The organism is Comamonas sp. A7-5 (assembly GCF_039581385.1).
Classification (GTDB): domain Bacteria; phylum Pseudomonadota; class Gammaproteobacteria; order Burkholderiales; family Burkholderiaceae_C; genus Comamonas; species Comamonas thiooxydans.
Genome location: NZ_JBCPWO010000026.1, coordinates 13,435 through 28,279 on the forward strand (window position 1 = coordinate 13,435; position 14,845 = coordinate 28,279).

The 14,845-nt window shown below is 59.2% G+C and carries 16 protein-coding genes; 6 read left to right on the forward strand and 10 right to left on the reverse strand.

Annotated elements, in window-relative coordinates:
- Positions 1-401: 401 nt before the first annotated feature.
- Entirely contained in the window at positions 402-845 is a 444-nt protein-coding gene (locus tag AAIL67_RS23820; protein WP_343485315.1) for a lipocalin family protein, read from the reverse strand.
- 465 nt (positions 846-1,310) lie between these two features.
- Here AAIL67_RS23820 and AAIL67_RS23825 point away from each other — a divergent pair, with 465 nt between their 5' ends.
- Together AAIL67_RS23825 and AAIL67_RS23830 are read left to right on the forward strand one after the other, a co-directional pair.
- Entirely contained in the window at positions 1,311-1,496 is a 186-nt protein-coding gene (locus tag AAIL67_RS23825) for a hypothetical protein (RefSeq protein ID WP_003070780.1), read from the forward strand.
- Between the two features lie 723 nt (positions 1,497-2,219).
- Positions 2,220-2,624 (forward strand): hypothetical protein, encoded by a 405-nt coding sequence (locus tag AAIL67_RS23830; protein WP_343485302.1) that lies wholly within the window; start codon positions 2,220-2,222, stop codon positions 2,622-2,624.
- A gap of 197 nt (positions 2,625-2,821) precedes the next feature.
- Here AAIL67_RS23830 and AAIL67_RS23835 read toward each other — a convergent pair whose 3' ends face one another.
- The gene (locus AAIL67_RS23835; protein ID WP_343485303.1) at positions 2,822-4,087 is read right to left on the reverse strand and encodes a restriction endonuclease; all 1,266 of its coding nucleotides are present in this window, start codon (positions 4,085-4,087) and stop codon (positions 2,822-2,824) included.
- Positions 4,088-4,102: 15 nt separating this feature from the next.
- Between AAIL67_RS23835 and umuD the strand changes: the two genes are divergently transcribed.
- The 4 genes from umuD to AAIL67_RS23855 all read left to right on the forward strand — a co-directional run bounded on the left by umuD (position 4,103) and on the right by AAIL67_RS23855 (position 7,831).
- A complete protein-coding gene (umuD, locus tag AAIL67_RS23840; RefSeq protein WP_242881844.1) occupies positions 4,103-4,519 on the forward strand; it encodes a translesion error-prone DNA polymerase V autoproteolytic subunit in 417 nt (138 codons plus the stop codon).
- Positions 4,520-4,523: 4 nt separating this feature from the next.
- Positions 4,524-5,381, forward strand: coding sequence for an excinuclease Cho (gene cho / locus AAIL67_RS23845; protein WP_343485304.1), 858 nt, complete (start codon positions 4,524-4,526; stop codon positions 5,379-5,381).
- A gap of 9 nt (positions 5,382-5,390) precedes the next feature.
- A complete protein-coding gene (locus AAIL67_RS23850; protein ID WP_343485305.1) occupies positions 5,391-6,689 on the forward strand; it encodes a Y-family DNA polymerase in 1,299 nt (432 codons plus the stop codon).
- A gap of 167 nt (positions 6,690-6,856) precedes the next feature.
- Positions 6,857-7,831, forward strand: coding sequence for a hypothetical protein (locus AAIL67_RS23855; protein WP_343485306.1), 975 nt, complete (start codon positions 6,857-6,859; stop codon positions 7,829-7,831).
- A gap of 137 nt (positions 7,832-7,968) precedes the next feature.
- On the opposite strand, the gene AAIL67_RS23860 is transcribed toward AAIL67_RS23855, so the two are convergent.
- From AAIL67_RS23860 to AAIL67_RS23895, 8 genes are read right to left on the reverse strand one after another with little or no spacing between them, the layout of a single operon-like run.
- Positions 7,969-8,463, reverse strand: a complete 495-nt coding sequence (locus tag AAIL67_RS23860) for a hypothetical protein (protein WP_343485307.1) — start codon at positions 8,461-8,463, stop codon at positions 7,969-7,971.
- The gene (locus AAIL67_RS23865; protein WP_343485308.1) at positions 8,460-8,930 is read right to left on the reverse strand and encodes a lysozyme; all 471 of its coding nucleotides are present in this window, start codon (positions 8,928-8,930) and stop codon (positions 8,460-8,462) included. The genes AAIL67_RS23860 and AAIL67_RS23865 overlap by 4 nt, the downstream gene beginning before the upstream one ends.
- Entirely contained in the window at positions 8,927-9,244 is a 318-nt protein-coding gene (locus AAIL67_RS23870; RefSeq protein WP_343485309.1) for a hypothetical protein, read from the reverse strand. Before AAIL67_RS23870 ends, AAIL67_RS23865 begins: the two co-directional genes overlap by 4 nt.
- 27 nt (positions 9,245-9,271) lie before the next feature.
- The gene (locus AAIL67_RS23875) at positions 9,272-9,508 is read right to left on the reverse strand and encodes a hypothetical protein (protein WP_343485310.1); all 237 of its coding nucleotides are present in this window, start codon (positions 9,506-9,508) and stop codon (positions 9,272-9,274) included.
- A complete protein-coding gene (locus AAIL67_RS23880) occupies positions 9,505-11,400 on the reverse strand; it encodes a hypothetical protein (RefSeq protein ID WP_343485311.1) in 1,896 nt (631 codons plus the stop codon). Before AAIL67_RS23880 ends, AAIL67_RS23875 begins: the two co-directional genes overlap by 4 nt.
- On the reverse strand, positions 11,400-11,795 hold the full coding sequence (locus tag AAIL67_RS23885; protein WP_343485312.1) for a hypothetical protein: 396 nt from the start codon (positions 11,793-11,795) through the stop codon (positions 11,400-11,402). Before AAIL67_RS23885 ends, AAIL67_RS23880 begins: the two co-directional genes overlap by 1 nt.
- Positions 11,792-13,477 (reverse strand): hypothetical protein, encoded by a 1,686-nt coding sequence (locus AAIL67_RS23890; RefSeq protein ID WP_343485313.1) that lies wholly within the window; start codon positions 13,475-13,477, stop codon positions 11,792-11,794. Before AAIL67_RS23890 ends, AAIL67_RS23885 begins: the two co-directional genes overlap by 4 nt.
- Entirely contained in the window at positions 13,474-14,643 is a 1,170-nt protein-coding gene (locus AAIL67_RS23895) for a hypothetical protein (protein WP_343485314.1), read from the reverse strand. Before AAIL67_RS23895 ends, AAIL67_RS23890 begins: the two co-directional genes overlap by 4 nt.
- Positions 14,644-14,845: the final 202 nt, after the last annotated feature.

The window sequence follows — 14,845 nt, forward strand, 5'->3', positions numbered from 1 at the left end:
TCGGCCTGAAGCAGTTCACCAGGGAAATGCTCAGGCTGACCGCTTCAGGCCGTGGATTCAATCGGCCGATGCAACACCATGCCTCGCCTCCGGGGCGAGGAATCGGCCCAACCGGATGCGCATCGAGGCAAGATGTGTACGACAGATCGCCGGCCGCATTTATTGGGGTCTGGCAGTCACAGTCGAAGACATCGCCCACCTGGGCACAGTGGCATGCAGCAATCAAGGCGCATGGGTCAAAGGCCAGAGCATCCAGGACGACGGCACTCACAGTCCCGCACCACGACGCCAGACATGAACTGACTGAATCCAGACGGGGAGCCGTGCATGGGCCGGCTTTTTGCTTGCCAAAGCCTGTGCCTTTTGCTGCCGCTTTGCACGATATCGCTGCAATGCTTGAACTACTGTGCGACAACCTGCACACGACTTAGGTCAACACCCAGTGACCGAGCCCTTTCAAGCAGTCGTCTGAATTGCTGCTCAGGTATGGTCTTGCTGCGCGAAAGCAACCAGAAATAGTCCAAGCTGTTGCCTATGACCAAGGAAGTCTGGTACTCGTCATCCAGGCTCACCACGTTGTAGCCGCCGTAGAACGGACCAAAGAAAGAAACCTTGAGCGCAGCCACGCTGGAGTCGCCCTGAAAGCGCGCCCTGCCCCTGGCCTCACGCCATTCCTTCTTCGTTTCGTCATAACCTCGGTTGACAACCGTCACCGTGCCATCGTCGTTGAGGCTGTATTGCGCGGATACCTGCGTTAGTCCTGTTTCGAAGCTGTGGTCGATCCTTGCCAATTCATACCAGGTGCCCACATAGCGCTTGGCATCAAAGCCGCTCACGGGTTGCAGGCCGTGGGGTACCGAGACAGAGCAACCCCAAAACGCAGCCGCAATTCCTGCTGCAACCGCAGTCAAAGCAGCAGTACGAAGCAAAGCACTTCTCGACAAATGCATTGTTGTTCATTGAGGTTGAAAACCTCATTCAACCATCCATCACCCTGCCCGTCTTGCAAAGCGGGCTTTTCTCACTTCGGGGACCAAGATGTCGGACGAGAATTCTCCGGCGCTCTGTTTGCAGCGTTTGAGCTCCAACACAGGCCTCAGGCCGTTCCAAGGCTGGCGCCCTGACGGGAAGACAGGCCCATCCCCAAGCAGCAACTATCCGCATCTACCCTAAAAATATCCTCTAGTAGTCGTGATTCCAACGTAATCCAGGCGATCCGTCATTCATCAGGCGAATTCACTGGACTCGCCATCCCGGCAGCTGTACCGTCTTCTTTAGGTTCAGAAACTTGATTGAAGGCCGTCTTCCCCATGAGCAAATCCAAAGAGTCCACAGTCCATCGCATCGTGGATGCAAAGCAGTGGGAACTCAATCGCGAAAAAGAGCGCATCACCTATCCTGCCAACCATGCCGGCCCGATTCAAATGGACTGGCGCAAGCGTGAGAACTACTCGGCCACTGACCTGAACTACCGGGGAAGAAGCAAAACCCCGTAACAGCAACTCGGTCTCCGATCTCCTGACGAACCCCGCCACTGTTGAACTGAGCGGGGTTCTGCTTTTTCGACAAGCACACGGCGACCAGCGCCAGCACCGCTGGCCCGCCAGAAGACAAGGCCTGGCTCCACCATCACCTCAACTGACCGATCTGCTGAGCCGCAGTCTGTCCAGCGGAAAGCAGGGTCGCTACTCCGACGGACAAAGCCTTTGGTGAAGCACAAAAACTGGCTGCAGAGGTCACTCGGCCTCTGCAAGAGTCGTTTCTGTTGATTGATAACCCGGCACAGGAATCGATACGGAGCGCTGCCCAAGCTGTAGGCCGACAGAGCAAGGGCCGCCCGTGTCCATGAACGCTCAAGGAGGGCAAACCACAGTTCCTTGGAGCGATGAATATTCCTGGAGCAGGAATAAAACAGAAAAGCCGCTACAACTTTAATAGCTGTAGCGGCTTATGTATTCTGGTGGGTCCTGCGAGATTCGAACTCGCGACCAACGGATTAAAAGTCCGAGCGCTCACCCCACCGCAAGGCCGCATGGTTGAGCCAAGTTAGGCAATTCAATGTCTCATAAAACGTAGCTCGATATGTGTTTTGTTTCCTATGACTATCCGCCTTTGAGACCTGTATATGAGACGGTCCTCTTGCGGCTTCCTCATGTAACAATTTCGCAATTCAACTTTAAAATCAGCCCCATTGATCACAACTATGAAACGCTGCCCGTATGACATTGACACCAGAACAGATTGCAGCCGCCCTACTGGCAGCTCGAACAGCAGCGGGTGAAGCCGCAAACGCCGAAGTTCAAAAACTGAAACATGATGCAGCAGTAAATGGCGGCAAACCGGTGGAACAAGACTGTGGCAGCGCCAGTCTACTAATTCAAATGGATGGAAGAACCAAGTTTGCTAAGGCACTCAAGGCAGCAGCCGACTCAACAGGCGTGACGGTAACACGCACAGGCTATCGCGGCCGCCCCTATGAAGTCTCTATTCATCCAGAGATTAATGGAGACCCTTCTGTCTGTTTACAGAACATGAGCATCCACGTTCACGGCGCCAAGGCAGCAAAAGAAACCTTAAACAGTGTCCTCGGGACAAAATTTGTCGTGCATGACCGCAGAGACTAGGCGAACTGTGAAACAGGCCTCGCATCAAACATAGGGGCCGGCAGCAGTCTGAGCACTTGCTGAGCTTCGTGAACTGATCCGGCCAGCCACTACTTAGTGCTTCAATGCTTCGTTTGAACAAACAGCTGGGTGCTCTGTTCCTGACTACGCTACCCTTTGTATCCTCTGCGGCAGGCTTTCCCAGCAAATTTCTCGCTTTACTCTTTCGGCCGCGCCTCTAGTTGCTCCAACAGCGCGGCAAAAGACGGCGTGCCAATCAGTAATTGATCGAGGTCGGCAGCGCGGGCAAACCGACGCGCGACTTTCCCGGCATAGCCTGAAAGCATCATGCAGGCGTTGTAGTATTCCACGCCGACATAGTTGCCCAACCAGTCCTCCAGCGAATGTTGCAGAACTACTAAGGTGGCACCGCTGTGCTGTAGCTCCTGCATGTGTTCCTGCATGTGTTCCTGCTGCGCATCCGCATTCGGGATCGGAGTGACAAAGGCTGCCACATGAAGATTGCCTGTGCTACGCAGATGCACGGCCAACGGCGCTACGGACAGTTGACCGCCGGCTGGAAACACCGTGACCTTAGCTGGAATCACAAAGCGCGCAAGCAACTCCTGGATGGTTCGGACATCATCCACTCCTTCGACGATGATGGTCCATTCACGCTGTGGCTTTGGAATTGAGGCTTCCTCGCCGAGTCGTGCCTGCTCGTCGAGATGAGTAGCCAGGCCAAAGAAGGGTCGGCCATATTCGGCGGCATAGCGCAGCTTCACGCGAAGAGCCTCGCGCATGGAGATTTGCTTATCTTCAATCAGCAGCAGATCCTCGCGCCCGAATAGGATTAGGTTGAGCTCCTTACCGGAAAGCAGCGCGTCTACAGCCTCGGCGCTGTAATCGGACATCGAGAAGAAGGCCCCAATGGTGCCGACGAGCTTGCCATCGACCTTGCCCTTGAAGGCGTAAAGGGCTGAGGCCGCAATGGGCGGAGTGTGCCATTTGGCCTCGAGCAAAAAGAAGCGATCATCCATGGCAAAAGACCCGTCAATTTCCTCCCCACTTGGACGCATGCTGGCTCGGGGACGCATTCCTTCGAGCTCAAACATTTGCTTGAGAACTCGCTCAAAACTGCGACCGCGACGTTGGAACCAAGCCGGATTAGCCGGCTCGGGTGGTTCTAGGAAGTCTTTAAGTCTCAAGAGCATTGCGCTGGGCCCTCTTCGGTCACTTGATGTGTGCGGGAACTGTACTGTCAAATGCTCGGCACCGCACCGGTGCTGACCTGCAACACCGTGAGGGCGTCCACGTTCAACAGCTGAAGGAACTTTCAAGTATTCAGCCTCATAGCCAAAACAGCAGCTGTTGGCCGAACGCAGCCGGTCACAGCCCATGACAAGCGAAAAGCATCCAGCACCAAAGTGGATTCCCAACAACTGACTTTTATCAATCGATATACTGTATACATGTACAGTCATCGACTACTGAGCGGCATGCCCGTCCAACTCACTGCCTCCCCAGTTGCTTTGCCTCTGGCAGATTGCAGCGTGCGCGCGGGCTTCCCCTCACCAGCCGAGGACTTCTCTGGCAAACGGCTGGACATAGCCGAGCTGCTGGTCGAGCACCCACAGGCCACGTTCCTCCTGCGGGTGGCTGGGCCGTCCATGCGCGAATACGGCATTGATGATGGCGACATGATCGTGGTCGATCGTGCGCTGCGCCCCCGCCATGGGAGCATCGTCGTGGCTGTCATTGATAGTGACTTCACTGTCAAAGTGCTGCATACCGCCAGCGGCTCCTGCAAACTCAGGGCCGGCAACCCCACCTATCCCGACATCGTGCCCAAAGAGGGGCAGACTCTGGAAATCTGGGGCGTCGTCACCAGTTGCATCAAGCGCTTTGCAAGGTGAACACATGCACATTCCCGCCAAACGACGGCCAGAGTTTGAAGCGGCCCGCGTATACGAGTACCCCGAGCACCTGCTCGCCTCGCTAGAGGGCGTGCCAGCTGCTCCGGGCGTCTATATTTTTCATGCAGCCGAAGGCGAGCTACCGCTGTACATCGGCAAGAGCATCAACCTGCGCGCTAGGCTGCTCTCGCACTTTCGCACTGAAGATGAGGCCCGAATGCTGCGCCAGGCAGCGCGCATCAGCTTCATACGTACTGCCGGCGAAATCGGGGCCCTGCTGCTGGAAGCGCAACTCATTAAGCAGCAGCAACCGTTGTTCAATCAGAAGTTGCGCCGCAACCGGCAACTGTGCGCGCTGCAGCTGGCCAGCGATCAGCCGCAAGTCATCTACTCCCGGGACATCGACTTTGCCAGCACACCGGACATCTTTGGTCTGTATGCAAGCCGTCATTCAGCCCTTGAGGCGCTGCGTGATCTAGCCGACCAGCACAAGCTTTGCTACGGCGCGCTGGGCCTGGAAAAGCTGGCCCAAGGCCGCGCCTGCTTTCGCAGCATGGTGCGTCAATGCGCCGGTGTCTGCCACGGCGCAGAAACCGCAGAGCAGCATCGGGCCCGGCTCATCGAAGCCCTTGAAGGCCTGCGCGTGGTGACCTGGCCCTTTGCTGCAGCAGTCGGCATCGAGGAAAAGTGCGAGGACATGCGGCAGATCCATGTCATCCACAACTGGTGCTACCTGGGCAGCGCCCCGACCTTGCAAGCCGCGCGCAAGCTCAACAGCGTGGCAACAGGCTTCGATGCGGATGGCTACAAGATCCTGTGCCGTCCCATCCTCGACGGCAGCGCCAAGATCATCCCCTTGTAGGGGGTGCAAATGTTTGCTCTCATCGACGGCAACAACTTCTACGTCAGCTGCGAGCGGGCTTTCCGGCCCGCATTGCAAGGCATTCCTGTCATCGTCCTGAGCAACAACGACGGTTGCGCCATCTCACGCTCCGACGAGGCCAAGGCCTTGGGCGTGAAGATGGGGCAGCCATTTTTCCAATTGCGCGATCTGGTCGAGCACAAGGGCCTAGTCTGCCTCTCTCCGAACTTTGAGCTGTACGGCGACATGAGCGACCGCATGATGTCGCTGGCTGCCGGCCTGGGCCCCACCCAGGAGATCTACAGCATTGACGAGTCATTCATTGGAGATCTGGACGGCGTACGGGATCTGACGCGCCGCGCCTTTGCCATTCGCGCCCGCATCCTGAAATGGACAGGCATCCCTACTTGTGTGGGCCTGGCCCCCACCAAGACCCTGGCCAAGCTCTGCAACCATGTTGCCAAGGACTCAGAGCGCAAGCCTGGCAGCTACCCTGCCGAGCTGCAGCGGGTCTGCAACTGGGCCGAGCTGTCCGAGCAGCAGCGCACCGACATCCTCGGCCGCACCGCCGCCGGCGAGATCTGGGGCGTAGGCCGGCGCATCTCGGCCCAGCTGGCCGAGCAAGGCGTGCTGACGGCGCTGGATCTGGCCAAGTTGCCGGCCCATGCCGCGCGCAATGGCTGGAGCGTCGTGCTGGAACGCACCGTGCGCGAGCTGCAGGGCGTGAGCTGCATGAGCTTGGAGACGGCCCCGGCCGCCAAAAAGCAGATTGCATGCACCCGCAGCTTCGGCCACCCCATCACCACCCTCCCCCCACTGATTGAAGCCGTGAGCGAATTTGCAACCAGGGCCGCAGAAAAGCTGCGCGCGGGCGGTTTGCGCGCTGGCGCCCTGCATGTTTTCGCTCACACGTCTCCATTTAGGCCAGGCCCCAGGTTCTACAAAACGGCCGTGATTCAGCTGCACCCTTCCTCATCCGACACCAAAGCACTCGTGAACGCAGCAGTGCGCGGCTTGCGCATGATCTATGAGCCCGGCTACCAGCTCTCCAAGGCTGGCGTGATGCTGCAAGACCTGTGCCCCGCAGAAGTGCAGCAAGGTGACCTGCTCTTTCAGGAACCTGGCCGCGATCAAAGCAAGCTGATGGAAGCCATGGACAAGGTCAACAAGCGCTTTGGCAAGGGCACTGTGCATGTGGCGAGCACCGGAGTGCCCGGGCAGGATGAAAGCGGCTGGCGCATGCGCCAAGAGCGCCGCACACCACGCTACACCACCAAGATCCAAGAGATTCCGATTGCAAGAGCTTGAAATTAGACACTTTGAGCACTAATCAACATTGATAGGCATAAACCAAAATATTTGCCATCCTATCAGACAGGGAAAGTAAGCATACACATCAAAAATCTTTAGATGAATTTATTAGAATAATTTACTTACATGTAAAATATAAATTTTACATGTGCACAAATTAAATTATGGGATCAGCTTGGAAATTCGTTACGGATTTATTTAGAAAAATATCTCCATCAATTCCTTTTGTGTTGCTAGCCATAGCAGTGGGATTATATTTTTGGGGATTTCATATCTCCACAACTACTTATATAAATAAAGAAATTTTCAAAGACATTCTTTATTCATGTGCTTCAGCAATGTTAAGCGGCGGCGTTTTTGCTGCCTTTCTGAAATCCATTCAATTTCTTGGCGTCTTTGAGGATGCCATGAAGAAAATAATGATTAAGAATGAATGGATCACGTCACTAAGCAGCAGTGAACTCTCATCACTTCTGGACCAAATTTTAAAAACAGCTGTAAGCAAGGGATTCCCTCAGGTAAGCAGCCGCTTAAGTAATGATATTTTTAATAACTTCATACCAAAGCTTTCAGACTTCTACTACTCAGGCATGGAGAGGCATCTGAAATTCAAAAGCTACGACAAAGAAACAGATATTTTAGAATACATAGAATTATTTAAGCTAACCATCAACTCACACAGCGCGGATATAGCGTTCCCATACAACTTCAAACTTACTTATGGTAAAGACGAAATATTGGGTAAAGCAGCAACTCTTGACAAATTGACAATCAATGACACGTGCTATGTCAAAGAGCACAAGATAGAAGATAATGACATAGAAAAATCAAGCGCTCTTTCTTGTGAAGTATCGTTAACAGGTAGTCAAAAATACGAAGTTGTTAGACGCATCGTGAAAAGGACCAGAGTCTCAAACGACCCAGTCATGCAGATGACGTCTACACGCTTCTCTGATGGAATGCAACTTTGGGTAGACACAGGAACAACAGGCCTACAAGTAGACATCTATCCAGTTGGAATTGACACCCAACACCTCGTTCAACAAGAGACAACTGAGCCAACCACCAACTATCGCTGGACAGTTGATCAGCTAACCTTCCCAGGGGATGGCTTGACAGTGGTAGTTAAGAAGCCTTAAGATTCCTTCACCCATCACTAGTAAGAATAAGCCTATGCGTAGCACCGAAACTTTCTAAGGTTTGGCCTCCATATGTACAACCAAGCCCAGAAGGCAACTTCTGGGCTTTTCTTTTGCCCAATGAGTCAGACACTGAACTAGTTCAGGCGCTCAATCAATGCCCTATCCACAGCCATCTGCCCACGCAATAGATCTACCTGGGCGTCTCGGCGCTCGACCAGTCCGACAAGCTGGCCAACCACGCCCGCGCCTCCCGCAGCAAGGGCTGCGAGTCGCTGGTGCTGATCTGCGAGATCTCGGCAGGCAGCGGCGTCACCGGCAAGCTGGGCGTTGCGGGTGGCGGCACTGCGGATGTCGTGCTGCAGGCCTGCAATGCGGGCAGCATCAGCAGTGCGCCCAGCCTCCAGGCGGGCCATTTCTTGCGTGTAGTCATGGGTGTTTTCCTGCTGGGCAGCGCCGTGCTCAACCACAGCCGCCGCTTTGTTTTCTGTAGCTGCTTTAGCTTGCTGGGCAAGCGCCGCAGCCGCTTTCGCATGTGCAGTCTCGACCTTGCCCAGCCGCTGCGTCTGTACAGCCAGCAGCAGGGCAAGGGCCAGGGCCAGCCACGGCCAGATTCGAGATGCGCCGGTCATCCCAGGCCCACCTCGCACAACTGCCGCTCTGCCGCGCGGCGCTTGACCAGGCCGGGCAGCTCCTTGCCGCTGGCATAGATCCAGCGGCTCAGCTCGGCGCAGGCGCCGCCGAAGTCGCCCGCATTGGCCTTGCGCACCAGGGTACTGCGGCAGAAGGCGTCATCCCCCACATTGAAGGCGAAGCTTAGGAATGCCGCCCGCTGCCCGTCCGTCAGCGGCGCACGCACGCAGCTCAGCGCGTCGGCATGCTTGGCCAAGTCCTTGTAGAGCATTTCCTCGCACTGCTGGCGGGTGTAGGTCTGGCCCATCTTGAGCTCGGGGCCGGTGTGGCCCGTGCAGGCGGTAATGATGCCCACCGGGTCGCGGTAGCTGCGCAGCACTGTGCCCTCGTATTTCTCCACGAGCGGCACAGCCAGGACGACGGCTGCGCCGCCGATAGTGGCAATAAGTTTTTCTTTCCAGTTCATCGGCTTGTCACTCCCTTGATTGCAGTCCAAAAGCCCACGCAGGCCCCACCCAACATGACGATTGCGGCAAGCGGCTTTGCCACTTTGCCCACCCAGTTCAGCACCTTGAAAGCGCCCTTCATGGCGGCGAAGAACTCCAGCATTTCCGCCAGTTGCTGCTTGAGCTCCTGCAGCTCCTGGCGCTCCTCCTGTAGCCCCTGGGCTACTGCCTTCAAGTCGCGCTCAATGGCGGCCATACGCTCACTCCCCTTGTCAAATCGTTCATTGATCTGCTGGCGCGTCACCGCCGGCAGCTCATCGCCGTAGTCATCCACCATTCCCTCTCCTTTCGGTTTTAGCTTTCAGACCTCAATCAGCACATAAGCCATTTCTGGGGCAGAGCCCGTTACCTCACCCCCTTGCACATACACACGTGAACTACTTGCCTTGCCCAGCGGATTGCGCACGCGCAGCAGACCTGCGGCACCTTCGAGCGCGACCAGCGCTGTGCCGTCGGCAAACACGGCGCTGACCTGCCCGGTCATCACGGGGTCGTCAGGCAGCAGGGCCTTGAGGCGCTTGTAGAGATTGGTTGTCATGCCGCGACCCTTTCGACAGTGACCTGCTGGCGCACGCGGGGCATGGCGGCGCTGACGCTGACGCCGCGCACCAGGCCGCGCCAGGTGCCGTCGGTGTCGGCCACCTCCAGCAGCTGGCCGGGGTTCAAGATGCCGGGGTTGGTGCCGCCAGTGAGCACGGGCATGCTGATGCTGTGCTGCAGTTTGTTGCCGCTGGCCGCCAGCGCCCAGCTACCGCGCATGCGGGCGGCGTCTGCATGGGTGATGAGGTCGTCCTGAATCTGCGGGGCCAGCTTGTCGCGCGCGCTGAGGCTGCGCACTACATGACCCAGCACGCCGCCCACGCTGCCGCCGGCGACATAGATGGCGTTGTATTCAGCACGCGGATCGGGGCGCAGCTCGTCCGTCACGATGACGGCTGCAGGCATTTGCACATCGGGCACGGCTGTGCCCCACTCCCACGGCAACACCGGGTAGCGCGGCGCAACGATGAGCTGTTCTGCCGTGCGGTGGCTGCGCACCACGGCATTGACCGAATCGGCCATGCGCAGCACGGCCTGCAGCGGCGTTCCCTGAAAACTCCAGGCGCCGGCGGGCACCTGCCAGTCGGGAATCTGCCAATCCAGATCCACGCCACTGAATTCCAGCGCGCTCACAGCCAGTTGCTGCGCTGTTGCCACCGAGGTGGAGAGCCAGGCCTGCTTGGGCATGTAGGGGTTGCCCAGCATGGCTGTGACACTGATGCCCTGCACCGCCACACGGCGGCGGTCAAACGAGCGGTTGCGCGCCGTGCTGGTGACGGCAAAGACAAACTGCATGCCATCGATGCCGACCTGCAGCCGCTGCGGCAGCCCGCCCACGGGTGCGAGCTGGTCCAGCAGATGCTCGGGGCCGCTGGCAGACAGGCTCCAGCAATAGCTGTCGTCGCCGGCGGCAATGGAAACGTCAGTGAGCACTACGGGCTCAAGGCTTGGCAGCAGATGCGCCGTGAGGTGGTGAACTTGCATATAAACGGGCAGCAGTGGAATGACGAACTGAGGTTGCGGCTCTGGCCCGACGGCCTTGCAGCACATGAACAGCAGATCTGCCGAAGCGGCCCAGGATCTGCAGAACAGCAAACGAATGGGGCCGCCCACCAGCTGCTCATAGCAGCCGGGCTTTTCAGGCTCTGGCGGTTTGGTCTGAGACCTGCCAGCGGGCGGCTTCATGGCCTGTTGATAGCGGCCCTTAAAGCCCCGGTACAACGGCACCGCTGGCCCCGCGCCCGTTGTGAACTGGTACTGCAGGCCTATTGCATCCTGCGCCGTTGCCTCGACCATGCGTCGACGGTCGCGCAGGGTTTCCTGAAACCTCACGGCCAAACCGGCCCGCACGGGCGCGGCATCTTGAGCCGCAGCCAGCAGACCTGCGCGCACGCTCTGAGCCTCCTGCCAGCGGGCTTGGGTTGCAGCACCAGGCAGCGCCCGCGCCTGCTGAAACCTGCCCTGCAGGGCTACCCCTTGCCGCTGGCCGTCCTGCCAGGTAATGCCAAACTGCTCTTGCATGAGCATGGCATCCTGCGCGGTCGACACCCAGCCCGCATGCAGTGCATCCGTGTCTTGCCATCCCGTGGCCCAGCCCTGCGCCACAGGCCGCGCCTGCTGGGCATCGGCCACGACCTCGGCCACCACGGGTCGGGGCGTGTCGGTGTTGTAGCGCACGACCGCGCTGCAGCGCAGCCCAGGCATGCGGCCAGCCGCAACCAGATCCTTGCGCACATGCACCAGGGATCTGACCCGCAGACCCGGCATGCGCGCGGCAACGACCAGCGTTGCGTCGGGCACTTGCCCGCCGCCGCCCTCGTCGCCAAACACCAGCTCGACCGGGTTGCCGGTCTTGAAGGCGCGGCTAAAGATCAGGTCGACGCCGGCCATTAGTCGATCCTTGTCTCGCCCAGGATGGCCTTGCCGCCTGCATAGAGCTGGGTGCCGGTGCTGCCCAGCAGCTTGAAGTGCCCAGCGCCCGCTTCATCCGTGACCAGGCCGCGCCCGATCAGTTTGCCGTCACTGGTGCTCCAGACGCCGATAGCAGCCTGCCCGCTCGCCAGAATCATGTCGCCGCTGCCGCTTGCCTGGGTCAGCAGCAGATAACCGGCCTCGGTGATCTGGCCGCAGGGCTTGGTCAACGTCAGCGTCACCAGCAGCTGCTCTGCTGCGTCATACAGGGCAATAGTCGAGGCAGCGGGGCCGGAGTCCGCAAAGCTTGCCGTAGCCTGCAGGCGGGCCAGCGCATGGGCTGCCGAGATCTCGAAGGCGGGTGAATCACTCATGCAACCTCCGCCAGCTGGTTATTGGCGACGGTCGAGTACTCCTGCAGCTCGTGATCCCAGGCGACCACATCCCACTCGTAACGCGTGGAGATCTCGCGGAACTCATAGGAGCCGTCTGCCTTGCTCCAGGTCTCACGCGCCAGATAGCCATCGACGCTGCGATGCAGGCGCACGCGCCGGCGCAGGGGCACATTGGCAGGGGTCTCTTTGCGCGAGACTGTCCCGTAAATGCGGCCCTGCCCGCCGCACTCCACGTCGATCAGCTTGGACGCGCGGTAGCGGGCCATGCTCTGCAAGCCCTGCTGCGGCGGCACTGTGTTGCTAGGCGACGTAGAGAGCTTGAAAGACCCGATCCGGGAAACAAACGGCGCATGTGTGGAGGATGGTGCCCAGATACGCACCCGCGCCAGGAACCCGGATTCCGCCGAGGCCGTCCAGGCAACACCGTAGGCATCCACCGCTGCCGCCTCCATGGCCAGGGCCGCAAAGCTGAAGCTCTTGACGGAGCCATCTTTATTCCTGGCATAGAGCACCCGCGCATTGTTGCCGGTGCCTGCGATGTAGAACTGCCCGTCGCCCGACAGGGCAATATTGCGCCACTCCGACGCTGCTGCCTGCGTGTCGCGGCTCCAAGAGAGGCCGCCGTCCCAGCTGACATAAATCCATCCTGCACGCGCGCAGACCGCCAATGCAGTGCCGTTTCTGGAGACAGCGCAGCGGGTCAGAGGTGCAGACGGAACTCCTGAGACCTCGGCCCAAGTTGCGCCCCCGTCGAAGCTGATCGATGGCGAGCTGTTTGCAGCGGTCGCAAGCACGATATCGCCCAAGGCCGAAACACCGACACCAAGCCAAGCCTTCGCCCCCGCTGCCGCGCATATGGCCCAGGTCGCGCCCCCATCGGTAGAGCGCCAGAGGCCACCGCCAGCGGTGCCATCTGCGGCCAGCAGCGTGCTGCCGTCCCCGGACACTGCGCAGGATTCCCAGCCGCGCGAGCCCGCACCATCCACGGCAGCAAAGGAGGCTCCGGCATTGGTGCTCAGGTAGAGCGGCCCGCCATAGTTTGAAAACAGGATGACGCCGCCGTCATCGGAGACCGCCGCACGCGAATACTGCAAGCCTGGTGCGCCCGATGGCCGCGACCATGTGACGCCGAAGTCCTTGGACAGGTACGGCGACTCGGCATGCGGAGCGCATGCCACGACCCCGCCATAGGCCGAAACGCCCGCCCCATAGATGCCGCCCGATGGCCCCGCAGTGAGGCTGGTCAGATCGCCGCTGATTTTCTCAACGTCGGGGGGTGTGCTTTCCCCTGCGCTCAGCGCCCCGGCCACCCAGATCGGGCCGCCCCGGTAAATCGAGTCTGCGCCTGCAGCCGTCAACATATAGGCACACGGCCAGCGGGTCGCATCCGGCCCTCTAAAACGGAAGTCCAGCAGCTCCACGGCACTTGCAAAGCCCAGCTCAATATAGAAACCGGGCTGACGCACTGCCGCGCCGGAAAACACGACCTCGGCAGTCGCCCCCGAGATCAGCTCATTGAGCGAGCCCGAGACCGGGGCCACGCTGGCCTGGATCGATGTGGGCACGACGTCGCCCGCCGCCGCCCAGCCGACGATCTGCAGCAGGGCCAGATCCGCCCCCAGCGTGTCCAGGCCGCACAGACGCCAGACCAGGCTTTTCATGGCTGCCTCCAGGGGCCGGTGACGTCAAAAAATCCTATCCCAGTCGTGGAGGCAGGAACTCCAACAGCAAAACTCATCACCTGCTTTCCCGTAAACGATCCTTGCCCGGCTGTAAGGGCCACGTTCCCGCCCAGCGACGCAAGGACATTGGACTGAGGGCAGTGGTAAGCGCCCGGCATTACCCCCCGGGCCGGTGCAGTAGATGGGCCATCCGTCAGATAAATCGCGGACAGTTGCAGGCTGTTGTCAACCACGGACGGAAACGTGCCCAGATAGCTATCCGAGCCAGACACGGCGCTGACATTGCCGAATGCTTTACGGCCGCATTGAGCTGCGCCACCCATTCCATGCGCCAGGCGCTTGATGGAGATGCCCGTCGATCCAGCTGTCTGGAATACGCAGCCGCTGGTCTGCGTAAAGTCCGTGTCGGTCGCCCCAGACAACACGCCGCACCATGCATCTCCGCTGCGCAAGCTGTTGAGGTCGCCCGCGTAGTAGGAAAGACCTGCATAGCTGGCGTTCGTCGGCGTAGTGCTATAGGGAAACAAGACCAGGTAAAAGCCGCGCGAATCGCCAGCAAACACCCAATAGGAGGTGCCCGAGCTGTAGCGCTTGTGCCAGTAGTAGCCACCTGTGACGTTCGTAGGCGCAGCCGCAATGCCCGTGTCCACATCTGTCATGGACTCGTACATCTGCACCCTGGCATAAGAGGCATTGCTGTCGTCGACGCGGTAGAACATACGAGTCGATGCCGGATCGATTTGCCTATACACGGCCTTGTTCGTGCCAGCAAAGACCTTCTCCCAGCCCAGCGGAGCCATCTTGAAGCTGATGGAGCCCGTGACGGCACCGTCTGCCAGGTCGGTCTTGAACTCCACCCAGCCATTGGCGACCGCCGTCACTTTCTGCTCGCCATTCAAGGCCGAGGGTGTGGCCCCGGTCACCGCAATGACGGCATGGGCCTCGGCCGCACTCTTGCCGCTGGCAAAGTTCAGGCGGCAGATGCCGTTGCTGATGACCGCCGAATCCACGGCCTTTGCGCCCCAGCCGTTGACCAGGAACGCATCGAGCGCGCCGATCAGGGAGCCGACCGTGCCGCCGATGGCCGGTGCCCCGGTCATGGAGCTGTATGCGTGCTTGACGCTGGTATCTACAGGGGATGCCATATCTCTCTCCGCTCTCTTGAGTTCTTTAGTTGGATTGCGGACGGTTCACATCGCCGCGCGCCAGGATGGAAAAGCTGTGCTCGATGCCGGTCTCCGGCCCCGGCTGGATGGTTCGCACGACCCAGAAGGGGTAGATCGCCCCCACGGTATTCATGCGCAGGATGTTCCCCACAGCCCAGCCGCTGCCCCAGCCCAGGGGCTT